Origin of the sequence: Croceibacterium soli (assembly GCF_009828065.1) — a bacterium.
Taxonomy (GTDB): domain Bacteria; phylum Pseudomonadota; class Alphaproteobacteria; order Sphingomonadales; family Sphingomonadaceae; genus Croceibacterium_B; species Croceibacterium_B soli.
The window spans coordinates 157,118-179,161 of the sequence record NZ_WTYK01000004.1 but is presented as its reverse complement, the minus strand read 5'-3'; the positions used below and the strand labels follow the sequence as shown (position 1 = coordinate 179,161).

Here is a 22,044-nt window from a genome sequence, read left to right as displayed (position 1 = left end):
GCGTTAGGCCAAGGAACGGTGACCGACAATCCTCCAGGGAGACCAGCGATGGCCGTGCCGCAACTGACCGACGCCGAACGCGACCAGGCTCTTCTGGGGCTTCCCGAATGGTCCTTGCGCGACGACAAGCTGGCGCTCGTCCGCCAGTTCAAGTTTCGCGGCTTCGGCGAGGCGTTCGCCTTCATGACCCGCGTCGCCCTGGTTGCCGAAAAGCGCGATCACCATCCTGAGTGGTCGAACGTCTACAACCGGGTCGAGATCACCCTGACCACCCACGCCGCCGGCGGCCTCTCGCAGCGCGACGTCGACATGGCCGCGGCGATCGACGCGCTGCTTTAGGTGAACCCCCACGAAGTTCAGGTGGATCCCCACAAAGGTCCGTTCGCCCTGAGCCTGTCGAAGGGCGGCAGCGCCGCGCCTGCGGGCTTCGACAAGCTCAGCCCGAACGGGAGGTGGTGTTGGGACAAGCTTAGCTGGGCAGCGAAGTCGCGCGCCGATATTAACCCCGTTCGCCCTGAGCTTGTCGAAGGGCGTAGCGCGGCCCTCGCGAGCTCTCCCTGCTAGCTCGCCATGGTCCGCGCGAAGCGGCGCAGCGCATTGGGCGCCCACCGGCCCAAAAAGAGCAGCTTGCGGGCGGTCTTGCCGGCGAGGTGGTGGAGCCGGTTGCCGTGAACGGCCTGCCAGGCGGCCTCGGCCACGTCCTCCACGCTCGTGTCGCTCGGGTCCATCATGACCGAGCGCGCGCTGACTCCCGCGCTCGCCCACTCGGCGTCGAGCGATTCGGTCAGCGAGCGCAGCCCCGCGCTGGTTACGCCGGCAAGCGCCTGGCCGGGCATTCCGTAAAGGCCCGCCGCGATGCCGATGTTGAGCAGGCACGATCCCGGCGCGGTATCCCTGAGCCAGGGGTAGGCCGCCTGCGCGCCGTTGATTGTGCCGCGCAAGGCGATGTCCAGGTCCCGGTCGATCTTCTCCGGCGCTTGTTCGGCGAATGAGCCTTCCGCCGGCTGCCTGGCGCAGTTCGCCAGGACGTCGATCCGCCCGCCGGAGGCGCGGGCGACGATCCGCAGCGCCTCCTCCCACTCGCTCCGCTGTGACACGTCGAGCGGCTGGCAGTAGGTGAACCCGCCGGGCAGCAGGGTTTCGGTCTCCTCCATCGCCGCCTCGTCGGTGTCGCCGAGGCCGACGAACCAGCCTTCGCGTGCGAAGCGCTGTGCGATCGCCCGACCTATGGCGGAACCGCCGCCGGTTACGAAGATCGTCCTGCGAACTGCCATTCCAGCCATTCCCCCCCCTTCGATGTAGCTTAGCGGCCCACTTCCGGCAGCTTGCTTTCGCCTTCGAACTTGCCGGCCTGATAGTCGAGTATCGCCTGGTGAATTTCCGCTTCGGTGTTCATCACGAACGGCCCGTGGGAGACGACCGGCTCGTCGATGGGGTCGGCATGGCCGAACAGCAGAACGGCCTCTTCGCCGCTGGCCTGAACCGCAACGCCTTCGCCGTCGGACAGTTCGACTAGGTGCCACGGCTCCACTGCAGTGCCCGCGACGTCCACCGCGCCGCGCGCGGCATAGAGGAACACGGATCGGCCCTGCGGCGCAGGCAGCTCGGCCCGGCCGCCTGGCCGCAGGCGCACGACCGACATGAACACGCCGGTGAGCGACTGGATCGGTCCCTGCACGCCCTCGAACGTGCCCGAGACCAGCTCCAGCTCACCGCCGCCACCGGGCAGCGGCACTGACGGTATCGCGTCCTTCTGCACGCCCGAATAGCGGGGGCCGGTCATCTTCAGGCGTGACGGCAGGTTCACCCACAGCTGCAGGATCTCGAGCGGACCGCCGCTGCGCTTGAACTCCGGCGGGGAGACTTCGGCGTGGATCAGGCCCGACCCGGCGGTCATCCACTGCACCCCGCCGGCTTCGATCACGCTAGCGTGCCCGCCGCTGTCGTAATGCGCGAGATTGCCTTCGAGGATGAAGGTCACCGTCTCGAACCCGCGATGCGGGTGCGGGCCGAAGGGCAGGCCGCCGTTGTTCGGCGGATAGACCTGCGGCCCGTGGTGGTTGAGGAACAGGAACGGGTCGACCTGCGGCACGGCCGGGCCGGGCAGGGGACGGCGGGTCACCAGGTCGGCGATGTCGTCGCGGTAGGCCGAGTGGATGGCGGTGACGGTTCGCATGGCTAGAGCAGCTCCGCGCCCGTGACGATCTGCGCGGTCGAACGTTCCACTTCGCCGCTGATCGGCTCGGCCCGTCCGCCGAGCACCGTCGCGAGGAAGTTCTCGGTGATCGCGTTGAAGGCGATGTTGTTCTCTGGCCGGTGGAAACCGTGGCCCTCGTCCGGGAAGACGACATAGGTGACCGGGATGCCGTGCTTCTGCATCGCTTCCACGATCTGGTCGCTTTCCGACTGCTTGACGCGCGGGTCGTTGGCGCCCTGGCCGATCAGCAGCGGGCGGCAGATCCGGTCCGCCTTGTGGAGCGGGCTGCGGTCGATCAGCAGCTGCTTGCCTTCGGGCTTCTCGGGATTGCCCATGCGCTCGTGGAACTGCCTCACCAGCGGCTCCCAGTAAGGCGGGATGGTCTCGAGCAGGGTCTCGAGGTTGGACGGGCCGACGATGTCCACCCCGCAGGCGAACACCTCCGGCGTGAAGGCCAGGCCGACGAGCGTGGCGTAACCGCCGTAGCTGCCGCCCATGATCGCGATCTTGTCGCGTTCGGCGATGCCCTGGGCGACCGCCCATTCGACGGCGTCGATCAAGTCGTCATGCATCCTGGCGCCCCACTCCAGGTTCGCCGCGTTGACGAACGCCTTGCCGAACCCGGTCGAGCCGCGGAAGTTGACGCTGAGCACGGCGTAGCCGCGGTTGGCGAGCCACTGGTGGGAGCGGTTGAAGCCGTATGCGTCGCGGGCCCAGGGGCCGCCGTGGACCAGCAGCACCATCGGCACCGGCGCCCTGGGCACGCCCCTTCCTTCCGCATCGCTGCCCGGCGGCAGGGTCAGGTAGCTCGGCAGGGCCAGGCCGTCGCGCGCGGGGATCTCCAGCGCGTGCATCGGCTGCAGCGGCGCGCCTTCGAGCTCCGGTCGGGAGACGTAGAATTCCTCCAGCGTGCCGGCGACACGGTCGTAGATCAGCGTGCGGGTCGGGCCGGTCAGCGGGTCGTGGCCGATGATCCACTTGTCGTCGGCGTCGGTGCGGGACTGGACGCCGAACTCGCCCTCCAGCCGCTCGCGCAGGAAGGCGAGCGCCTGTTCGATGTCAGGCTCCAGCGCGACCCACTCGCGCTTCAGGTAATTGACCGAGTATGCCTCGATCTCGCCCGTCAGCGGGTGCTGCATGGTCCCGCCGATGTCGGCACGTTCATCCTCGGCGATGAGCCTGCGCTCGCCGGTCTCGGTGTTCTCGGCGAAGATCGCGGCGGTATTCCGCCCGCGGGAGTCGATCCAGTAGAGCGTCTTCCCGTCGGCCGTGTAGCCGGCGACGGTGGTGCTGAGCGCGTCTTCCAGGCCGGTGCTCTCGCGCGGCGTTTCGGCGATCCGCCCGTCCGTGATCTCGAACATGTCGTTCCCGCCGGCCGCGTTCTGCCGCAGCGCCCAGCGCAGCGTCAGGGTGTCGTCGGCCAGGAAACCGGCGTAGCCTTCGTTCTGCAGCACCAGCTCCAGCGCGCCGCTGGTAAGATCGAGCAAGTGGATGTCGTGGTGCCGCGGGTCGCGGTCGTTGAGGCCGACGAGCGCCTTGTCCTTGATCGCGTGCGAGAACCCGACGATCTGCACGCGGGTGTTCTCGAACGGCGTGAGGCTGCGCTCGTCCCCGCTGTCGATGTCGACCTGGTAGAGCAGGTAGTTTTCGTCGCCCGCCTTGTCCTGCACGTAGAGCAGGCTGCGCGAATCCGGGGCGAAGAAGTAGCTCGGGATCGGCCGCTCCGTGGCGCTGGTCATGCGCCGCGCGGCACCCGGGTCGGTGACCGGCGCGATCCAGACGTTCATCACCTCCTCGTGCGGCGCCATCCAGGCGAGCCAGCGCCCGTCCGGGCTGATCTGCGCGCCGGAGCGGGTCGGGTTGCCGAACAGGGCCGTGCGGGGGATCATCGGAACGTCCTGGACGCGCGTCGCGGCGGAGGGGAGAACGGCGGCTTCGATCATTCGGGCGTTCCTCGTAGTCGTTGTGGTGCGCTGCCCAGGCGGGCGGCATCGTGGCCGGCCCTACATTGGGGTCCTGGCGGCTTTAACCAAGCCCGCGCGTGTCAGAGCGCGGCGTTGTTGTAGCAGTGCCAGGTCAGCAGCGTGACTGCGCCCCGGTGCGGCCGCCAGTCCTCGGCTGCCGCGCGGATCTCCTTCTCCGACGGCCGCTCCGGCCAGCCGAGGATCTTGCCGAGGCCGATCTGCACCGCGAGGTCTCCGGCGGGCCAGATGTCCTGCCGCCCTTCAGCGAACAGCAGGTAGATCTCCGCCGACCAGCGGCCGATGCCCTTGATGCGGACGAGCTCGGCGATCGCTTCCTCGTCGTCGGCCGGCAGGTTCTCCAGGTTGAGCTCCCCGCTGGCGACCAGCTCGCACAGTGACCGCGCATAGCCCTGCTTCTGGCGCGAGAGGCCGCAAGCGCGCAGCGCGTCGAAGTCGGCGGCCAGCAAGGCTTCGGGGGTGACTTCGCCCAGCGCCGCTTCGAGCTTGTTCCAAACGCTGGCGGCGGCGGCGACGCTGACCTGCTGGCCAACGATCGTGCGCAGCAGCGTGCGGTAGCCGCGCTCGCGAATGCGCGGCTCCGGGTAGCCGGCAAGCTGCAAGGCGCGGGCGATCGCCGGTTCACGCGCGGCGACCGCATCGAGCCCGGCGTTGATCTGTTCGGCGGTCAGTCCCATCTTGTCCCTCGCTTGCCAAGACTTGCCCGATTGCCTAGCAGCCGCGGCCGAACACGCCATAGGGGACCCGCACACCATGCCCAAGCTGATCGTCGTCAACCGCGCAGGCGAGGAACGGGCCGTCGAGGCCATCGACGGGCTGACCGTGATGGAAGCGATCCGGGACAACGGCTTCGACGAGCTTCTGGCGCTGTGCGGCGGCTGCTGCAGCTGCGCGACCTGCCACGTCCACGTCGACCCGGAGTTCTTCGGCATGCTCCCGCCGATCAGCGAGGACGAGGACGACCTGCTCGATTCGAGCGGCGACCGCAACGAGTACTCGCGCCTCGGCTGCCAGATCCCCTTCACCGCGGACCTCGACGGGCTGAAGGTCACGATCGCCCAGGAAGACTAGTCGCAGCGGGGCGCCGGGATTGTTTATGCGCTCGCAGAGGCGCGGAGGCGCAGAGGATCTTTTCTCACGCAAAGGCGCGAAGGCGCTAAGAGCAAGCGCGGCTGACGGGCGCTGCACTCCGCATAGCTCGCATGTTCGGATTGCGGCTTCGCCGCAGGAAACTTCGCGCCTTCGCGCAGTTGCGTGAGATCAATCGCCCCTTTTTTCAGAGGAGGGGGCTATGATTGCAGCATCCCCTCCGCGCCTCTGCGCCTCTGCGAGCGCAAAAATCTCTGCATCTCCGCGTGAACCACGGCAAGACCGATTTCACCTGCAACAAGCGCATTTGCGTTGCGATGGCGCTTTGTGCCGCTTAGTCCCTCATCGCATGACGGCACCCAAGGCGCTTTCCGGCACGCTCGACCTCATCGGCAACACCCCGCTCGTTCTCCTCAAGGGCCCGAGCGAGGCGGCGGGCTGCGAGATCTGGGGCAAGTGCGAATTCGCCAATCCCGGCGCTTCGGTGAAGGACCGCGCGGCGCTGTGGATCGTGCGCGATGCGGAGGCGCGGGGCGAGCTGCAGCCCGGCGGCACGATTGTGGAAGGGACCGCCGGCAACACCGGGATCGGCATGGCGCTGGTCGCCAATGCACTCGGCTACAAGACGATCATCGTCATGCCCGAGACGCAGAGCCGCGAGAAGATGGATACGCTGCGCGCGCTCGGCGCGGAGCTGGTGACCGTCCCCGCGGCACCGTACAAGAACCCCGGGCACTTCGTGCACACCAGCCGCCGCCTGGCGGAAGAGGCGCCGAACGCGATCTGGGCCAACCAGTTCGACAATGTCGCCAACCGCCGCGCGCACGTGGAAAGCACCGCGCCGGAAATCTGGGCGCAGATGGACGGGCGGATCGACGGCTTCACCTGCGCCGTCGGCACCGGTGGCACGCTGGCGGGGGTGGGCCTCGGCCTCAAGGGCTTCGACGAGAAGATCTGCATCGCGCTGACCGATCCCCACGGCGCGGCGCTTTACGAATACTACGCCAATGGGGAGCTCAAGTCCGAAGGCAACTCGGTGGCCGAGGGCATCGGCCAGGGCCGCATCACGGCGAACCTGGAAGGCGCGCCGGTCGATACGCAGTTCCGCATCTCTGACGAGGAAGGGCTCGAATGGGTCGGCCGCCTGCTCAAGGAGGAAGGGCTGTGCCTCGGCCTGTCGAGCGGGATCAACGTGGCCGGCGCGGTCGCGCTCGGGCGGCAGCTCGGCAAAGGCAGCCGCGTGGCGACGATCCTTTGCGACACCGGCTTCCGCTATCTCTCGACGCTCTACAACGCCGAATGGCTGAAGGCGAAGGGCTTGCCGGTTTTCGACTGGCTGCGTTAATCTCCGCCCGCTAGAGTCCCCCTCATGGTCAGCGAACCCCAGGACGAGCAGGTCTATACCGCGCCGCTATCCGGCACGCGCGCACAGGCGCTGCAGCGCCTGCAGATTGGTGTGTTCGGCCTCGGCGCGATGGTGCTGCTGGTCGGTCTCGCCAATATCGTCATCGACCGTGCCGAGCAGACCGAAGCCGGCACCGTGCCGGAAGCCGCGTCTACGGTCGCGCCCAGCAAGACCCCCGAGGCGAGCGATCCCCTGGCCGATGCCGGGGTGGCGCCGGAAGTGGTGCAGCCGGCGCCGACGGTACAGCCCGAGCCTTCCCCACCGATCGTTCTCGATGCCCTCCCTGCACAAGGCGATTAAGGCCGCTCTGGCCACTGCGCTGCTGTTCCTCGGCCCTCCGGCGGTGGCGCAAGTCGAGCCCCAGACGCAGGCGCAGGCGCAGCAACCGAGGGCGCCGCTCGGCCTGATGGGTACGATCCCGATCTATTGGGGCGAGGCTGAGCAGTTCGGCGATCTGATCGGCGGCGCCGCGGAGGCGCACTGGGCGCGCGCGGAGCTGGAGCGCGAATACGAACTGCGCCCGATCGCCTACCTCGACGAAGCGGCGCTGGCCGGGCTCGACCGGCTCCTGCTGGCCCAGCCGCGGCCGCTGAGCGGGGAGGAGAACGTGGCGCTAGACGCCTGGGTGCGGGGCGGGGGGCAACTGCTGTTGTTCGCCGATCCGATGATGACCGGTCATTCGGAGTTCGGCCTGGGCGATCGGCGGCGGCCGCAAGACGTGGTGCTGTTGTCGCCGATCCTGAACCACTGGGGCCTGGCGCTGCAATTCGCAGACGACCAGCCGCTCGGCACGCGTGTGGCGCGGGACGGGGACCTCGCCGTGCCGGTCAACCTGCCTGGCCAGTTCACGCTTGCCGGCGACGAGGGATGTGCCCTCTCCGCCGAGGGCCTGCTGGCCCGCTGCGCCCTCGGCCGCGGTCATGCGACGATCTTGGCCGATGCCGCGATGCTCGACCTGCACGAGCCGAGTCCGCTCGCCGGACCCGCCCTGGGCCGGCTGGCGCAACTGGCGTTCGCCGGATCCGGGGAAATCGCGGGAGAATAGCGGGTCCGCAGCCGCAAGGCCTGCGAGTCGCTGCCGATTCCACACTTCGAGCGAGGCTGACGGCCCGGCGGAGAGTTGCGTCGCTCTCGTCGGAACTGCCGCTATATCCACGATAAAGCGCAAAATTCGCGACCGATCCCCTAATTTCCCCTTCCATCCCCGGCCTGCCCGCGATAGATAGTCAGTCCATCGGACAAATCGCCCGTATTGCATCCCGAAGTGGGATGGCCGGGCCGCGCTCATGCGCGGCCGAACGGGGAAGATTTGTTCCGGCGCAGTAGCAACCGACCAGAGGGCGGGGGACCGGGGTAAGTGGCGGATCGGCCGAACGGATACAGCGGACAGGGCTTCTCGCTTCGCGGCGAGAAGAACCGCCTCGCGCTGCCTTCGGCCTTCCGCAAGGCGGTGACCGACTCCAGCGCGGGCGAGCGCGTGCTGTGCATCGCCAAGCATGACCGCTGGAAATGCCTGACCGGCTTCGGCCTTTCCCGCACCGAACGGTTCGAGGAATACCTCGACCGCGAGGAAGAGCGCGCCACCCGGCTGAGCAAGGAATACGACCGCGACTTGCGCTCGATGCAGCTCTGGGGCTTCGAGCAGATCCCGTTCGACTCCAGCGGCCGCTTCGTCCTGCCCGACCACCTAGCCGAGTTGGGGAATTTGCGGGACGAGGTGTTCTTCCACGGTGCCGGCGAGTTCTTCACTCTGTGGAGCCCCGAAGAGCTCTACGGAATGGGCGCGGGCTGGGAAGGTCCGCAGGCCGCATGCCGCAAGCTGGCCGCCGACACCGCGAAGGGGCGCAAGAAGTGACCCTTCGACAAGCTCAGGGCGAACGGACGCCGCACATCCCCGTCCTCCTCGACGAGGTGATCGCCGCTCTGGATCCGCAGCCCGGCGACGTGATCGTCGACGCCACGTTCGGCGCGGGCGGCTACACGCGCGCGATCCTCGACGCGGGCGCCACGGTGCATGCTTTCGACCGCGACCCCGATGCGATCGCCGCCGGCCGCCGCTGGGCTGAGGCGAGCGAGGAGCCGCCGCGGCTGGTGCTCCATCACCGCCGCTTCTCCGAGATGCTCTCCGCCATGACCGAGGCGGGCGTTGCGCGGGTCGACGGCGTGACGATGGATATCGGCGTCTCCTCCATGCAGCTCGACCAGGCCGGGCGGGGTTTCGCATTCTCGGCCGACGGCCCGCTCGACATGCGCATGAGCCAGGAAGGCGAGTCCGCGGCCGACTTCCTCAACTCTGCGCGCGAGGAAGATATCGCCAACGTGCTCTACCTCTACGGGGAGGAGCGCCAGAGCCGCCGCGTCGCCCGCGCGATCGTCGCCGCCCGTCCGCTGGAGACGACCGGCGATCTTGCCCGGGTCGTGCGCAAGGCGCTCGGCTACCGCGCCGGCGCGCCGAAGGACCCAGCGACCCGCAGCTTCCAGGCGGTGCGCATCCACGTGAACGCCGAATTGGAAGAGCTGGCGGAAGGACTTTCCGCCGCCGAGGCGCTGCTGCGGGAAGGTGGCCGCCTGGCCGTGGTGAGCTTCCACAGCCTGGAAGACCGGATCGTGAAGCGCTTCCTGCGCGAGGCGGCCGGAGCGCAGGCCGGCACTTCGCGCCATTTGCCGGACACCCGCGGCGGACCGGCGCCGACGTTCGCGCGCCTGTCCAAGGCCATTCGCGCATCCGACGCAGAAACCGCCCGCAACCCGCGCGCCCGCTCGGCCACCCTGCGCGCCGCCATTCGCACCGCGGCTCCGGCCCGGCACCATCGAGGGGAAGCCGCATGAGCACCCAGGCCCGTCTGCGCAGAGTTGGCTGGATCGCGGCGCTGGCGCTGTGCACACTGTGCTACCTGGGGCTTCACCTGAAGGTGCACGCCGTGCAGAGCGAAGTCGTCAACGCCGAACGTCGGATCGTTCAGCTGGAGGACGAGAAGCTGCTGCTCGAGACCGAATTCGCCACGCGCGCCAGCCAGGAACAGCTCGCCCGCTGGAACCGGGTCGAGTTCGGCTACACCGCGCCCAAGGCGCGGCAGTTCCTCGAGAACGAACGCCAGCTGGCCCGCTTCGGCACGCCGCGCCTGCCGGGTGCGCCGGAACCGATCCGCGTGGCCAGCCTGACCGCCGGGGACGAAGCACCGCCGTTCCCGAAGTTCGTGTCGCCGCTCACCGGCAAGCCGGTGGACCCGGAACTGCTCGAGCCTGAGGTTCACCGCGTGGCGCTCAGCGCGGGCGATACCGCCGGTGCCTTGCGCATCCCGCTCGCCGCGGCGGTCGGGAACGTTGGCGAATGAATGCGCTGACCTTCAGCGCCGGCTTCGCTCCATCGCGCATCAGACTGGTCGACATCCGCCGGCGCCAGTTGCTGACCGCGCAGCTGCGTATGCTGCTTCTCGGCGGCGGGTTCGCGCTGGTGGCGCTCGCGGCGCTGCTGCGGGTCGCCTGGCTCGGCGTGGTCCAGCCGGCGCCGGCCGAGCATTCGATGGCCCAGGCGCTGCTGCCGCCGCGCGGCGAGATTACCGACCGCAACGGCACGCCGCTGGCGCGCGCCTTCCCCGCCTATGCCCTCTGGTTCAACCCCGACGCTCTGGGTGACGGCGGCACGCCGCTGGTCAAGCCGCTGCCGGACGTCGTCGCCCAGCTGAAGGCGATTTTCCCGGATCTCGACGTTGCCGAAACGACCCGCATCCTCGCGGCCGGCAAACCCGCCTACTTGCGGCGGCGCGTTCTGCCCGAAGAAGTGAACCGGGTGAACGCGATCGGCGAACTGGCGCTGGAAACGCCGGCGGAGACCGACCGCCACTATCCGCAAGGCAAGCTCGGCGCGCACGTGCTCGGCTATGTCGCCGCAGACGGGCACGGCCGCGTCGGCATGGAGGCGTTCCTCGACGAGCGCCTTCTGGATCCGGCGCAGCGCGGCAAGCCGGCGGCGCTGTCGGTCGACTTGCGGGTGCAGGGCGCGCTGGAGGACGAACTCGCCAGCGGCATGCGCATGGTCGACGCGATCGGCGCGGCGGGGGTCGTGCTGGACGTGGACAGCGGCGAAGTGCTCGCGCTCGCATCGCTGCCGGCGTTCGATCCGAACAAGATCGATGCCGAAGGCCAGGGCAACATGTTCAACCGGGTGACCAACCAGGTCTACGAACTCGGCTCCACCTTCAAGCCGCTCACCGTGGCGGCGGCGATCGATGCGGGGGCGGTTACCGATCTGTCGCGCCGCTATTCCGCGACGCCGTACCGAATCAGCGGCTACACGATCAAGGACCTGAAGCCGAAGGGCTCCTCGCTCAACGTGCCCGAGATGCTGATCTACTCGTCCAACGTGGTGACGGCCCACATCGTCGAGGATCTCGGCACGAAACGCCTCAAGCAGACGATGGTCGACCTGGGCATGAACGAGCGGCCCTATGTCGAACTGCCGGCGCGCGGCTTCCCGATCTGGCCGGGCGGCAACTGGCCGTTGCTGCGCGGCGTGACGGTCGGTTACGGCCACGGCATCGCGGTGACTCCGCTCCACCTCGCCAGTGCCTATGCGGCGATGGTCAACGGCGGCACCTGGCGCCCGGCCACTCTGCTGAAGGTCAAGCCGGGGCACGAGGCGCGCGGGCGGCAGGTGTTCAAGGCCAGCACCAGCGCGCGCATGAACCAGCTGCTGCGGATGATCACCGTCTACGGCACCGGCCGCAATGCCGACGCGCCGGGCTTCCGCGTCGGCGGCAAGACCGGCAGCGCCGAGAAGCCGGGCGCCGGCGGCTACCAGCGCACGACCCTGGTCTCCACGTTCGCCGCGGCCTTCCCCATGGACAAGCCGCGCTATGTCGTGATCATCATGCTCGACGAGCCGAAGGGCACCGCGGCCAGCTCCTATCAGCGCACCGCGGCGTGGAACGCCGCGCCGATCGTCGGCCGCCTCGTTCCGCGGATCGGCCCGATGCTGGGCGTGCTGCCGGACGAGGGCCGCGACATCGACCTCAGCGATCTCAAGCCGCTGGTCGGCGGGAAGGACTGATGCTGCTCGGGGCGCTTGCCGCCGCTGTCGGCTTGGACGCGGGCCCGGCGGCCGACGCGGCCGTGACCGGCTTCGCGATCGATCACCGCAAGGTCGCACCGGGCAACGTGTTCGGCGCCTTCCAGGGCACGGCGGTGAACGGCGAGGACTTCATCGCGGCCGCGGTCAGCGGCGGCGCAGTCGCCGTCGTCGCCCGTCCGGAGGCGCAAGTGGAAGGGGCGGCGCACATCGCGGATGCCAATCCGCGCAAGGCCTTCGCGCGCCTGGCCGCGCAGTTCTTCCGCCCAGTGCCGGAAATGATCGTCGCCGTCACCGGCACCAACGGAAAGACCTCCACGGTCGAGATGACCCGGCAGATCTGGCGCATGTGCGGCGAACGCGCGGCCTCGATCGGCACGCTCGGCGTCACCACGCCGGACGAGAGCGTCTCCACCGGGCTGACCACACCCGACATCGTCACTTTCCTGGCAAACATGGCAGGGCTCGCGCGTGAAGGCGTGACTCACGTCGCCTACGAGGCTTCGAGCCACGGGCTCAGCCAGTACCGCAACGAAGGGCTGCCGGTCGCCGCAGGGGCGTTCACCAACCTCAGCCGCGATCACCTCGACTACCATTCCGACATGGAAGACTACTTCGCCGCCAAGATGCGGCTGTTCGGTGAAGTCGTGGGCGAGGGCGGCGCGGCCGTGGTTTGGGCCGACGATGCGTGGTCGGGCCGGGTGATCCAGGTCGTCCGCGAGCGGGGCCTGCAACTGGTCACCGTCGGCGAGCACGGAGACGACATCCGCTTGCTCGGCTGCGAGCCGGGCCAGCTTGGGCAGGAGCTCGAGATCGAGATCGGCGGGGAGAACTGCACGATCATGCTGCCGCTGATCGGCGCGTACCAGGTGGCCAATGCCCTTACCGCTGCCGGGCTTGTGCTCGCGACCGGCGGAGATCCGGCGCGGGTCGTCGACGCCATCGGCCGCCTGCAGCCGGTGCGCGGACGGCTCGAGCGGGCGGTCATCACCGCCGGCGGTGCGCCGGTTTATGTGGATTACGCGCACACGCCGGATGCCCTTGGCGCCGCGATCGCGGCATTGCGCCCGCATGTCGCCGGTCGCCTCATCACCGTGTTCGGCGCCGGCGGCGACCGCGACAAGGGCAAGCGCGGCCCGATGGGGCAGGTCGCGGCCGAGTATTCGGACATCGTGATCGTGACCGACGACAATCCGCGCGGCGAGGATCCGGCGGCGATCCGCGCCGCGGTCATGGAAGGCGCAGGCACGCGGGCACGCGAGATCGGCGACCGCCGGGCGGCCATCGCCGCCGCGATCGCCGAGGCCGGCAGCGAGGACATCGTCCTCATCGCCGGGAAGGGGCATGAACAAGGGCAGATCGTCGGCGCCGGGGAGGCGATGCGAGTCCTGCCGTTCGACGACGTTACGGTCGCGCGCGAATGCGCCGCCGCGGAAGGAGCCAAGTGATGAGTGCGCTCGAGAAGGTCCTCGCCTGGCCCGCGCGGCCGGCGGACAGCTACGGCCTGGCGCTGTGGACCGCGGCGGAGATCGCCGATGCGGTCGGCGGCACCGCGAGCGGACCGTTCCAGGTCTCGGGCGTGGAGATGGATTCGCGCGACGTGCGCCCCGGCGACTTGTTCGTCGCGTTGAAGGGCGAGAGCACCGACGGTCACGCGTTCCTCGACAAGGCTTTCGCCAAAGGCGCCGCCGCCGCGCTCGTGGAGCGCCCTGTCGACTGGCCGCACGTGCTGGTCGAGGACACGACGAAGGCGCTCGCCGCGCTGGCTGCCGCGGCGCGGGAGCGTTGCGCGGCGCGGGTGATCGGCGTCACCGGATCGGTCGGCAAGACCGGGGTGAAAGAAGCGATCTTCGTGGCGCTCGAGCGCTCCTCGCGCGGGGCGGCACACCGTTCGGTGCGGAGCTACAACAACCATGTCGGCGTGCCGCTGAGCCTGGCGCGCATGCCGGGCCGCGCGGCATACGGCGTGTTCGAGATGGGCATGAACCACGCCGGCGAGATCGCCGCGTTGACCGCGCAGGTCCGCCCGCATGTGGCCGTCATCACGACCATCGCGCCGGCGCATATCGAGAACCTCGGCAGCGAGGAGGCGATCGCCGACGCCAAGGCGGAGATCTTCGCCGGCCTCACGCCCGGCGGCACCGCCGTGATCCCTGCAGACAGCCCGCACAGCGGACGCTTGCGCAAGGCGGCCGAAGCTGTCGGCGCCAGGGTCCTCTCGTTCGGCAGGGCGGCCGACGCCGACGTGCGCCTGCTCGATGCGGTGCCGGTGGCGAACGGCGGATCGCTCGTGACCGCCGCACTCGGGGAGCGGCGGCTGTGCTACACGGTGGCGGAGCCGGGCGAGCACTGGATCGCCAACTCGCTGGCCGTGATGGGCGCAGTCTTCGCCGCCGGCGGCGACCTTGGCGCGGCCGGGCTAGCCCTCGCGGAGATGGGCGGGCTCAAGGGCCGCGGCGCGCGGCACAGGGTCGCCGTGCCCGGCGGCCATGCGCTGCTCATCGACGAAAGCTACAACGCCAACCCCGCCTCAATGCGCGCGACCCTGGCGCAGCTCGGGCATACGCCGGCCTCGCGCCGCATCGCGGTGCTCGGCAGCATGAAGGAACTGGGCGACTTCGCGCCCGCCTTCCACGGGCAGCTGGCGGAGCCGCTCGCGGAAGCCGGCGTCGATTATGCCGTGCTAGTGGGACCCGAGATGAGCGCGCTCGCGCGGGAACTGGGGAAAGCCGCACACAATCCGCTTGGCAAGGCGCTTGACTTTGACCATTGCGAAGGACCGGGCGAGGCCATCGCCGCGCTCGAGGAATTCGGCCTGGTTGGCGGTGACGCAGTGCTCGTCAAAGGCTCGAATTCCGTAGGTCTGGCGCGCCTGGTTTCTCACTTCGCCGCCAGGGAAGGCTGACGGGCACGAATGCTGTATCTGCTTGCGCAATGGCTTGAGTTCGAGGGGCTCTTCAACCTCGTCCGCTACCAGACATTCCGCTCCGGGGCGACGCTGCTGACGGCGCTGACGATCGGCCTCCTGATCGGCCCCAAATTCATCGCCATGCTGCGCGTGCGCCAGGGCAGGGGTCAGCCGATCCGCACCGACGGGCCGCAGACCCATCTCGCCAAAGTCGGCACGCCGACGATGGGCGGGCTGATGATCCTGAGCTCGCTGGTCCTGTCGATGCTGCTGTGGATGGATCCGCGCAGCCCGTTCGTGTGGGCGTGCCTGCTCGTGACGGTCGGCTTCGGGATGATCGGCTTCCTCGACGATTTCGACAAAGTGACCAAGCGCAGCCACAAGGGCGTGTCGGGCAAAGTCCGGCTGATGATGGAATTCGCCGTCGCCGCCGTGGCCACGTGGATGATCGTGGAGCCGACCGGGACGAACCTCTACGTCCCCTTCATGTCGGACCGTTACATCCCGCTCGGCCCGCTGTATTATGTGTTCGCGGCCACGGTGATCGTCGGCTTCGGCAATGCGGTGAACCTGACCGACGGGCTCGACGGACTGGCGACGATGCCGGTGGTCATTGCCGCCAGCGCGTTCCTGTTCATCTGCTATCTGGTGGGCCGCGTCGACTATTCGGCCTACCTGGGCATACCGCACGTCCCCGGCGCGGGCGAACTGGCGGTCCTGTGCGCGGCGATGATCGGCGGCGGGCTGGCGTTCCTGTGGTTCAACGCGCCGCCGGCGGCGGTGTTCATGGGCGACACCGGCAGCCTCGCACTCGGCGGGGCGCTCGGCGCGATCGCAGTGGCGACCAATCACGAGCTCGTACTGCTGATCATCGGCGGCCTGTTCGTGATGGAGACCGCCAGCGTGATCATCCAGGTCTTCTGGTTCAAGCGCACCGGCAAGCGGATCTTTCGCATGGCCCCGATCCACCATCACTTCGAGCAGCTCGGCTGGTCGGAAGCGACCGTCGTGATCCGCTTCTGGATCATCGCGATAGTGCTCGCCGTCCTCGGGCTGGCGACGCTCAAGCTGCGATGATCGTCTCGCCCATCTTCGCCGGCAAGCGCTACGCCGTTCTCGGCCTAGCCCGATCCGGCATGGCGACGGTCGAGGCGCTGGCCGCCAGCGGCGCCCAGGTCACCGCCTGGGACCGGCGGGAAGGCCCGCGCGAACAAGTGGCGGATAAGGCCGTGATCGCCGATCCGCTGGAGATCGATCTCGCCGGCTTCGACGGGGTAGTCGTCTCGCCGGGCGTGCCGCTCAACACCCATCCCATCACCGAGAAGGCGCGCGCAGCCGGCGTGCCGGTGATCGGCGATATCGAGCTGTTCGCGCTGGCCCGCCCCAGCCTGCCGGCGCACAAGGTCGTGGGCATCACCGGAACCAACGGCAAGTCGACTACGACCGCGCTGGTCCACCACCTGTTCGAACGCTCCGGCATACCCACCCGCATGGGCGGCAACATCGGCCTGCCGATCCTCGGCCAGGAGCCGCTGCCCGAAGGCGGGGTCTATGTGCTGGAGCTGTCGAGCTATCAGATCGACCTCACCCGCTCGCTCGCCTGCGAGGCGGCTGCGCTGACCAACATCACGCCCGACCATCTCGACCGCTACGACAGCTTCGCCGATTATGCCGCGTCGAAGGCGCGGCTATTCGCGATGCAGGAGGCCGGGCAGTTCGCCGTGTTCGGCTGCGACGACGCCCCCACGTGCGCCGTGTTCGAAGCGGAGACGGCGCGCCGGGCGGCCGGCCGGGCGGTCTGCGCCGAAACCGAGGCCATGGCTCAGCGCCAGACGGGCTGGCTCGGGCTGCAGGGCCCGCACAACCTGCAGAACGCCGCCATCGCCGAAGCGATCGCGCGCGAACTCGGCCTGCCGCAGGACGCCATCGAGGGCGGGCTAGCCGATTTCCGAGGCCTCCCGCACCGCATGGAAGTACTCGGCACGTTCGGCGGCGTGACGTTCGTCAACGACAGCAAGGCGACCAACCCGGCGTCGACCGCGCCGGCGCTGGCTGCCTATCCGCCGAATCCCGGAAGGCGGGTGCACTGGATCTGCGGCGGGCTGCCCAAGGGCGACGATCTCGACGATTGCGCTCCGGCCTTCGGCAATATCGTCGCCGCCTACACGATCGGGGAGGCCGGCCCGCGCTTCGCCGAGATCCTCGCGCCAGCCATGGCGGTCGAGCGCTGCGAGATGCTGTGCGAAGCCGTACCTCGGGCCATGGCCCGGGCGAAGCCGGGCGACGTGATCCTGCTGTCCCCTGCCTGCGCCAGCTTCGACCAGTTCAAGGACTACGAAGCGCGCGGCGAGGCTTTCCGCCAGATCGTCGCCGGTCTGACCGGCAGCGTAGCGCCGTCGCACGAGTTCGCGGCCAGGTCTGCCGCATGAGCGCCGCGCGCCCCTATATCCCCCGGCCCGGCGTGCGGGCGCCGGCCGCGCCGCGCTTCAGGCAGAACCGGAAGGCGGAGCTGCGGATCTGGTGGCGCGAAGTCGACCGGGTTCTGCTGGGGCTGGTGCTGGCGCTGATGGTGATCGGCTCGGTCGCGGTGGCGGCGGCATCCCCGGCGAGCGCCCGGCGGCTGTCCAGCTCTTCGGTGCGGCTCGACGATCTCTATTTTTACTGGGCGCACCTGCGCTGGCAGGTGGTCGGTCTGGCGGTCATGCTCGGCGCCTCGCTCCTCACGCGCGACACTGCGCGGCGGGGCGGGATCATCCTCGGTGCGGCGATGATTGCGGCGCTGGTGCTCGTGCCTGTCCTAGGTAGCGAAGTGAACGGCGCCAAGCGCTGGATCGATCTTGGGATCCGCTTCCAGCCGAGCGAGTTCCTGAAGCCCGCCTACGCGATCCTGCTCGCCTGGATCCTCTCGTGGAAACTGCGCGATCCGGACCTGCCGGTCATCCCTGCGACCATGGGCCTGATGGGCCTGGTCGGCCTGCTGCTGATGATGCAGCCGAACCTGGGTGACGCCATGCTGTTCGTCGGGGCCTGGCTGGCCGTGGCGATGCTGGCCGGGATGCCGATGCAGCGGATCATGATGGCCGGCGGCGCCGGCATGGCGGCGCTCGCGCTCGCTTACGTGTTCTACGACAACGCACGCCACCGCATCGACAGCTTCATCGGCGGCGGCACGGCCTTCGACCAGGTCGATCTCGCCAGCAAGGCCCTGCTAGGCGGCGGTTGGACCGGCGCCGGGCTGTGGCTCGGCCGCCGCAAGATGCAGCTGCCGGAAGCCCACACCGATTACATCTTCTCGGTGATCGGCGAGGAGTTCGGGCTGCTCATGTGCGGGCTCGTGGTGCTGCTTTACCTCGCCATCGTGCTGCGGGTGATCGTCCGGCTGCTGGAAGAAGAGAACGTTTTCGCCCTGCTGGCCGCTGCGGGCCTGGTGGTGCTGTTCGGCGGGCAGGCGTTCATCAACATCCTGGTGAACCTGCAGCTGTTTCCCTCCAAGGGTATGACCCTGCCGCTGATCAGCTACGGCGGATCCTCGACCATCGCCCAGTGCCTGACGATCGGGCTGCTGCTGGCGCTGACCCGGCGCAACCCGTTCCTCAGCCGCGATGGACTCGGCCTCAAGGCCGCCCTGGCGCGGCAGGAGAAGCTACGATGACCGGCCCTAGCCGCCACTTCGTCCTTGCCGCGGGCGGCACGGGCGGGCACCTGACGCCCGCCTTCGCGCTTGCCCATGCGCTGGAACGGCGGGGGCATCATGTCGCGCTGATCACCGACAAGCGCGGCGCGGCGATCCCGGGGAAGCCCGACTTCCTGACCGCGCACGTCCTTCCGGCGGGCCGCTTCGGCAAGAACCCGCTGCACTGGTTCAAGGGCGTTGCCGCGGTGCTCGAAGGGCGCCGCATGGCGCTGCGCCTGTTCGAAAGCTTCCAGCCGACCGCGGTCGTCGGGTTCGGCGGCTATCCGGCGCTCCCGGCGCTGCTCGCCGCGCGGGCGGCAGGCATAGCTTCGGTGATCCACGAACAGAATGCCGTGCTCGGCCGAGTCAACCGCCTGCTCGCCGGCCGGGTCGATGCGATCGCGACCGCCTATCCCGAAGTCGAGCGGCTGAAGCCGAGCTGGGCCGAGAAAGTCCACCTCGTCGGCAATCCGGTGCGGCCGCAAGTCCTGTCGCTGCGCGAGGAGCCGTTTCCCGCATTTACGCAGGACGGCCTCCTGCGCGTGCTGGTCACCGGCGGGAGCCAGGGGGCGCGCGTGCTGTCGGAAATCGTGCCCGATGGGCTCGCGATGCTCCAGCCGGCCTTGCGCAGCCGCCTGCAAGTCACCCAGCAGTGCCGCGCGGAAGACCTCGAAGCCGTGCGCCAGCGCTATGCCAACCACGGCATTCCTGCGGAGCTCGGGACCTATTTCGACGACATGGCCGGGCGGCTCGCCGATGCGCACTTGTTCATCGGCCGCGCAGGCGCTTCGACGATCGCGGAGTTGACCGCGGTCGGCCGTCCGGCGATCCTGGTGCCGCTGCCGATTGCCACCGACGATCACCAGGCTGCCAATACCCGCGAGATCGTCAAGGCCGGCGGCGCGCGGGCGATCCGCCAGCACAAGTTCACCGCCAAGGAGCTCGCTAAGCAGATCCAGGCCATGGCCCAGCACCCGGAAACCCTCGCCACCGCCGCCCATGCGGCCTGGAACTGCGGCCGGCCCAAAGCGGCCGAGGACCTGGCCGACCTGGTCGAGAGCTTCGGCGGCGCGCCGATCCAGGACGTGATCCGCGTCGGGCGCACCGCTCCGGCGGCCTCGGGCGCGACAGCTTCGGCAGGCACGGCACGGATGGAGGGCGATGAGACGGTCTTCGGCCCGCTCGCCCAGCATCTCGCCCAGTTCGCCGGTGGCCGCTCGTGAAGGGCGTCGGCACCGATATCGGCACGATCCACTTCGTCGGCATCGGCGGGATCGGCATGTCCGGCATCGCCGAGGTGATGCACAACCTCGGCTACACCGTGCAGGGCTCCGACATCGGTGAAAGCGCGACGGTCGAACGCTTGCGCAAGCGCGGGATTGCCGTGTTCATCGGCCACGATGCCGCGAACCTCGGCGATGCGGCCGTGGTCGTGACCTCGACGGCGGTGAAGCGCTCCAATCCCGAAGTCGCCACCGCGCTGGAGCGCCGCATCCCGGTGGTCCGCCGCGCCGAGATGCTGGCCGAGCTGATGCGGCTGAAGAAGACCGTCGCCGTCGCCGGCACGCACGGCAAGACCACGACGACCAGCATGGTCGCCGCCCTGCTCGATGCGGGCGGGATCGATCCGACGGTGATCAACGGCGGCATCATCGAAAGCTATGGCTCGAACGCCCGGCTCGGCGACAGCGAGTGGATGGTGGTCGAGGCGGACGAGAGCGACGGCAGCTTCCTGCGGCTCGACGGCACGATCGCGGTGGTCACCAACATCGACCCGGAACACCTCGACCATTACGGCTCTTTCGAAGCGGTGAAGCAGGCATTCGTCGAGTTCATCGAGAACGTGCCGTTCTACGGCGCGGCGGTGCTGTGCATCGACCATCCCGAGGTGCAGGGCGTCATCGGCAAAGTGCGCGACCGGCGCGTGATTACGTACGGGTTCTCCGCCCAGGCGGACTTGCGCGGCGAGAACATCCGCAGCCACGAAGGCGGCAACCTGTTCGACGCCGTCCTGCGCGAACGCGACGGCAGCACACGCCGCATCGCCGACATTTCGCTGCCGATGCCCGGTCGGCACAACATCCAGAACGCCCTCGCCGCCGCCGCCGTGGCGCTGGAGATGGGTTGCAGCGATGAGGTGATCCGTTCCGGCTTCGCGCAGTTCGGCGGGGTCCGGCGCCGCTTCACCCGCGTGGGCACCGTGGCCGGCGCTACCGTGATCGACGATTACGCGCACCACCCGGTGGAGATCCGCGCGGTCCTGTCGGCGGCGCGGGAAGCGGCGCGGGGCAGGGTGATCGCCGTGGTCCAGCCGCACCGCTACACCCGCCTGCGCGACCTGATGAGCGAGTTCCAGGCGGCCTTCAACGATGCCGACATCGTCTATGCCGCGCCGGTCTATCCCGCTGGCGAGCAGCCGATCGAGGGCGTGGATTCCGCGCGTTTGGTCGAAGGCATGCGCGCCGCCGGCCACCATTCGGTGAACGAAATCGCCGGGCCGGACGAGCTGGCGGCGGAACTCGCCGGCATCGTGCAGGCGGGCGACATGATCGTCTGCCTCGGCGCGGGCGACATTACCAAGTGGGCCGCCGGCCTGGCCTCCGCCATCGAGGCGCGGCGGGAGCGGGCGGCATGACCCGGCAGCAGGGCGACGACCTCCGGGCCTGGACCCGCGCTCCCGCCTCCGAAGACGCGAGCGCGCCCGCGGGCTTCGCCGGCGGCAAAGTGCGCGGCAAGCTGACCCGCGACGCGCCGCTGGCCAAGCTGGTCTGGTTCAAGAGCGGCGGCACGGCCGACTGGCTGTTCGAGCCGGAGGACCGCGAGGACCTGCTGGCCTTCCTTGCCGGGATCGATGAGGGGACGCCGCTCATGGCGCTCGGCCTCGGCTCCAACCTGATCGTCCGTGACGGCGGCGTACCCGGTGTCGTGGTGCGGCTCGGCAAGGCGTTCTCGCAAGTCGAGGTTCTCGGCGAATGCGAGCTGCGCTGCGGCGGCGGGGCGAGCGGCATCCTCGTCTCCTCGACCGCGCGCGACGCGGGGATCGCCGGGCTCGAGTTCCTGCGCGGAATCCCCGGCACTGTCGGCGGTTTCGTGCGCATGAACGGCGGCGCCTATGGGCGCGAGGTGGCGGACGTCCTGGTCGATTGCGAGGTGGCGATGCCCGGCGGCAACGTGGTGACGCTGCCGGCCCGCGAGCTGCAGTACACCTATCGCCATTCGGCGCTACCGGAAGGCGCGGTCGTGATCTCGGCGCGGCTGCGCGGAACGCCGGGCGATCCGCAGCAGATCGGCGCGGAGATGGACCGTATCGCCGCCGCGCGCGAGGCATCGCAGCCGCTGCGCACCAAGACCGGCGGATCGACATTCAAGAACCCTCCCGGTGACAAGGCCTGGCGCCTGGTCGACGCGGCGGGTTGCCGCGGGCTCGTGATGGGCGGCGCGCAAGTGAGTGAGAAACATGCCAATTTCCTCATCAACACCGGCGATGCGAGCAGCGCCGACATCGAAGGCCTGGGCGAGGAAGTGCGCCGCCGCGTGGCGGAGAGCCAGGGCGTGAACCTCGAATGGGAAATCCAGCGGGTGGGGCGGCCGTGAGTGCGCATTCCAAAATGCTCCCCCTCTGGGGGAGCTGGCAGCGCGAAGCGCTGACTGAGGGGGCTTGCCACGCACTGGCCCCCTCCACTACCGGCCTGCGGCCGGCGGTCCCCCTCCCCCAGGGGGGG

The 22,044-nt window shown here is 69.3% G+C and carries 21 protein-coding genes; 17 read left to right on the top strand and 4 right to left on the bottom strand.

Annotated features, from left to right (window positions below; translation table 11 throughout):
• Window positions 1–48: 48 nt before the first annotated feature.
• Window positions 49–339, top strand: a complete 291-nt coding sequence (locus GRI75_RS08545) for a 4a-hydroxytetrahydrobiopterin dehydratase (protein WP_160746544.1) — start codon at window positions 49–51, stop codon at window positions 337–339.
• Between the two features lie 221 nt (window positions 340–560).
• Here the strand turns inward: GRI75_RS08545 and GRI75_RS08540 are convergent, their stop codons facing one another.
• From GRI75_RS08540 to GRI75_RS08525, 4 genes are all read right to left on the bottom strand, one after another.
• On the bottom strand, window positions 561–1,274 hold the full coding sequence (locus GRI75_RS08540) for an SDR family NAD(P)-dependent oxidoreductase (protein WP_160746543.1): 714 nt from the start codon (window positions 1,272–1,274) through the stop codon (window positions 561–563).
• A gap of 29 nt (window positions 1,275–1,303) precedes the next feature.
• Complete coding sequence (locus tag GRI75_RS08535) at window positions 1,304–2,176, bottom strand: pirin family protein (protein ID WP_160746542.1); 873 nt, start codon at window positions 2,174–2,176, stop codon at window positions 1,304–1,306.
• A gap of 2 nt (window positions 2,177–2,178) precedes the next feature.
• Window positions 2,179–4,140 (bottom strand): S9 family peptidase, encoded by a 1,962-nt coding sequence (locus GRI75_RS08530; protein ID WP_160746541.1) that lies wholly within the window; start codon window positions 4,138–4,140, stop codon window positions 2,179–2,181.
• 101 nt (window positions 4,141–4,241) lie between these two features.
• A complete protein-coding gene (locus GRI75_RS08525) occupies window positions 4,242–4,856 on the bottom strand; it encodes a DNA-3-methyladenine glycosylase family protein (protein WP_160746540.1) in 615 nt (204 codons plus the stop codon).
• A 76-nt stretch (window positions 4,857–4,932) separates the two neighbouring features.
• Between GRI75_RS08525 and GRI75_RS08520 the strand changes: the two genes are divergently transcribed.
• From GRI75_RS08520 to murB, 16 genes are all read left to right on the top strand, one after another.
• Window positions 4,933–5,250, top strand: coding sequence for a 2Fe-2S iron-sulfur cluster-binding protein (locus GRI75_RS08520; RefSeq protein WP_160746539.1), 318 nt, complete (start codon window positions 4,933–4,935; stop codon window positions 5,248–5,250).
• A 367-nt stretch (window positions 5,251–5,617) separates the two neighbouring features.
• The gene (locus tag GRI75_RS08515; RefSeq protein ID WP_160746538.1) at window positions 5,618–6,613 is read left to right on the top strand and encodes a cysteine synthase A; all 996 of its coding nucleotides are present in this window, start codon (window positions 5,618–5,620) and stop codon (window positions 6,611–6,613) included.
• Window positions 6,614–6,637: 24 nt separating this feature from the next.
• The gene (locus GRI75_RS14440; protein ID WP_202389664.1) at window positions 6,638–6,973 is read left to right on the top strand and encodes a hypothetical protein; all 336 of its coding nucleotides are present in this window, start codon (window positions 6,638–6,640) and stop codon (window positions 6,971–6,973) included.
• Window positions 6,948–7,718 carry a motility-associated ABC transporter substrate-binding family protein gene (locus tag GRI75_RS08510; protein ID WP_160746537.1) on the top strand — a complete coding sequence of 257 codons (771 nt, stop codon included), beginning with the start codon at window positions 6,948–6,950 and terminating at the stop codon, window positions 7,716–7,718. The genes GRI75_RS14440 and GRI75_RS08510 overlap by 26 nt, the downstream gene beginning before the upstream one ends.
• Window positions 7,719–8,030: 312 nt before the next feature.
• Window positions 8,031–8,528, top strand: coding sequence for a division/cell wall cluster transcriptional repressor MraZ (locus GRI75_RS08505; RefSeq protein WP_160746536.1), 498 nt, complete (start codon window positions 8,031–8,033; stop codon window positions 8,526–8,528).
• The gene (rsmH, locus tag GRI75_RS08500; protein ID WP_328597952.1) at window positions 8,525–9,502 is read left to right on the top strand and encodes a 16S rRNA (cytosine(1402)-N(4))-methyltransferase RsmH; all 978 of its coding nucleotides are present in this window, start codon (window positions 8,525–8,527) and stop codon (window positions 9,500–9,502) included. The genes GRI75_RS08505 and rsmH overlap by 4 nt, the downstream gene beginning before the upstream one ends.
• Window positions 9,499–10,008 carry a hypothetical protein gene (locus tag GRI75_RS08495; protein WP_160746534.1) on the top strand — a complete coding sequence of 170 codons (510 nt, stop codon included), beginning with the start codon at window positions 9,499–9,501 and terminating at the stop codon, window positions 10,006–10,008. The genes rsmH and GRI75_RS08495 overlap by 4 nt, the downstream gene beginning before the upstream one ends.
• Window positions 10,005–11,723 carry a peptidoglycan D,D-transpeptidase FtsI family protein gene (locus tag GRI75_RS08490; protein WP_160746533.1) on the top strand — a complete coding sequence of 573 codons (1,719 nt, stop codon included), beginning with the start codon at window positions 10,005–10,007 and terminating at the stop codon, window positions 11,721–11,723. Before GRI75_RS08495 ends, GRI75_RS08490 begins: the two co-directional genes overlap by 4 nt.
• The gene (locus GRI75_RS08485; RefSeq protein ID WP_160746532.1) at window positions 11,723–13,189 is read left to right on the top strand and encodes a UDP-N-acetylmuramoyl-L-alanyl-D-glutamate--2,6-diaminopimelate ligase; all 1,467 of its coding nucleotides are present in this window, start codon (window positions 11,723–11,725) and stop codon (window positions 13,187–13,189) included. The genes GRI75_RS08490 and GRI75_RS08485 overlap by 1 nt, the downstream gene beginning before the upstream one ends.
• Complete coding sequence (locus tag GRI75_RS08480; RefSeq protein WP_160746531.1) at window positions 13,189–14,646, top strand: UDP-N-acetylmuramoyl-tripeptide--D-alanyl-D-alanine ligase; 1,458 nt, start codon at window positions 13,189–13,191, stop codon at window positions 14,644–14,646. Before GRI75_RS08485 ends, GRI75_RS08480 begins: the two co-directional genes overlap by 1 nt.
• A 9-nt stretch (window positions 14,647–14,655) precedes the next feature.
• On the top strand, window positions 14,656–15,726 hold the full coding sequence (mraY, locus tag GRI75_RS08475; protein WP_160746530.1) for a phospho-N-acetylmuramoyl-pentapeptide-transferase: 1,071 nt from the start codon (window positions 14,656–14,658) through the stop codon (window positions 15,724–15,726).
• Window positions 15,723–17,078 (top strand): UDP-N-acetylmuramoyl-L-alanine--D-glutamate ligase, encoded by a 1,356-nt coding sequence (murD, locus tag GRI75_RS08470; RefSeq protein ID WP_160746529.1) that lies wholly within the window; start codon window positions 15,723–15,725, stop codon window positions 17,076–17,078. Before mraY ends, murD begins: the two co-directional genes overlap by 4 nt.
• Window positions 17,075–18,301: an FtsW/RodA/SpoVE family cell cycle protein gene (locus tag GRI75_RS08465; RefSeq protein WP_160746528.1), complete on the top strand. Its 1,227-nt coding sequence runs from the start codon at window positions 17,075–17,077 to the stop codon at window positions 18,299–18,301. The genes murD and GRI75_RS08465 overlap by 4 nt, the downstream gene beginning before the upstream one ends.
• Entirely contained in the window at window positions 18,298–19,545 is a 1,248-nt protein-coding gene (murG, locus tag GRI75_RS08460; RefSeq protein ID WP_160746527.1) for an undecaprenyldiphospho-muramoylpentapeptide beta-N-acetylglucosaminyltransferase, read from the top strand. Before GRI75_RS08465 ends, murG begins: the two co-directional genes overlap by 4 nt.
• A complete protein-coding gene (gene murC / locus GRI75_RS08455; protein WP_160746526.1) occupies window positions 19,542–20,957 on the top strand; it encodes a UDP-N-acetylmuramate--L-alanine ligase in 1,416 nt (471 codons plus the stop codon). The genes murG and murC overlap by 4 nt, the downstream gene beginning before the upstream one ends.
• Window positions 20,954–21,916, top strand: a complete 963-nt coding sequence (gene murB, locus GRI75_RS08450) for a UDP-N-acetylmuramate dehydrogenase (RefSeq protein WP_160746525.1) — start codon at window positions 20,954–20,956, stop codon at window positions 21,914–21,916. Before murC ends, murB begins: the two co-directional genes overlap by 4 nt.
• Window positions 21,917–22,044 lie beyond the last annotated feature (128 nt).

What these genes read in the sequence shown, in the direction of transcription:
- GRI75_RS08530 (WP_160746541.1), bottom strand. Translation starts at nt 4,140, where the DNA reads ATGATCGAAGCCGCCGTTCTCCCCTCCGCCGCGACGCGCGTCCAGGAC.
- GRI75_RS14440 (WP_202389664.1), top strand. Translation starts at nt 6,638, where the DNA reads ATGGTCAGCGAACCCCAGGACGAGCAGGTCTATACCGCGCCGCTATCC.
- GRI75_RS08485 (WP_160746532.1), top strand. Translation starts at nt 11,723, where the DNA reads ATGCTGCTCGGGGCGCTTGCCGCCGCTGTCGGCTTGGACGCGGGCCCG.
- GRI75_RS08540 (WP_160746543.1), bottom strand. Translation starts at nt 1,274, where the DNA reads ATGGCAGTTCGCAGGACGATCTTCGTAACCGGCGGCGGTTCCGCCATA.
- GRI75_RS08490 (WP_160746533.1), top strand. Translation starts at nt 10,005, where the DNA reads ATGAATGCGCTGACCTTCAGCGCCGGCTTCGCTCCATCGCGCATCAGA.
- GRI75_RS08520 (WP_160746539.1), top strand. Translation starts at nt 4,933, where the DNA reads ATGCCCAAGCTGATCGTCGTCAACCGCGCAGGCGAGGAACGGGCCGTC.
- GRI75_RS08515 (WP_160746538.1), top strand. Translation starts at nt 5,618, where the DNA reads ATGACGGCACCCAAGGCGCTTTCCGGCACGCTCGACCTCATCGGCAAC.
- GRI75_RS08525 (WP_160746540.1), bottom strand. Translation starts at nt 4,856, where the DNA reads ATGGGACTGACCGCCGAACAGATCAACGCCGGGCTCGATGCGGTCGCC.
- GRI75_RS08495 (WP_160746534.1), top strand. Translation starts at nt 9,499, where the DNA reads ATGAGCACCCAGGCCCGTCTGCGCAGAGTTGGCTGGATCGCGGCGCTG.
- murG (WP_160746527.1), top strand. Translation starts at nt 18,298, where the DNA reads ATGACCGGCCCTAGCCGCCACTTCGTCCTTGCCGCGGGCGGCACGGGC.
- GRI75_RS08535 (WP_160746542.1), bottom strand. Translation starts at nt 2,176, where the DNA reads ATGCGAACCGTCACCGCCATCCACTCGGCCTACCGCGACGACATCGCC.
- GRI75_RS08510 (WP_160746537.1), top strand. Translation starts at nt 6,948, where the DNA reads ATGCCCTCCCTGCACAAGGCGATTAAGGCCGCTCTGGCCACTGCGCTG.
- GRI75_RS08465 (WP_160746528.1), top strand. Translation starts at nt 17,075, where the DNA reads ATGAGCGCCGCGCGCCCCTATATCCCCCGGCCCGGCGTGCGGGCGCCG.
- GRI75_RS08480 (WP_160746531.1), top strand. Translation starts at nt 13,189, where the DNA reads ATGAGTGCGCTCGAGAAGGTCCTCGCCTGGCCCGCGCGGCCGGCGGAC.
- murD (WP_160746529.1), top strand. Translation starts at nt 15,723, where the DNA reads ATGATCGTCTCGCCCATCTTCGCCGGCAAGCGCTACGCCGTTCTCGGC.
- GRI75_RS08545 (WP_160746544.1), top strand. Translation starts at nt 49, where the DNA reads ATGGCCGTGCCGCAACTGACCGACGCCGAACGCGACCAGGCTCTTCTG.
- mraY (WP_160746530.1), top strand. Translation starts at nt 14,656, where the DNA reads ATGCTGTATCTGCTTGCGCAATGGCTTGAGTTCGAGGGGCTCTTCAAC.
- murB (WP_160746525.1), top strand. Translation starts at nt 20,954, where the DNA reads ATGACCCGGCAGCAGGGCGACGACCTCCGGGCCTGGACCCGCGCTCCC.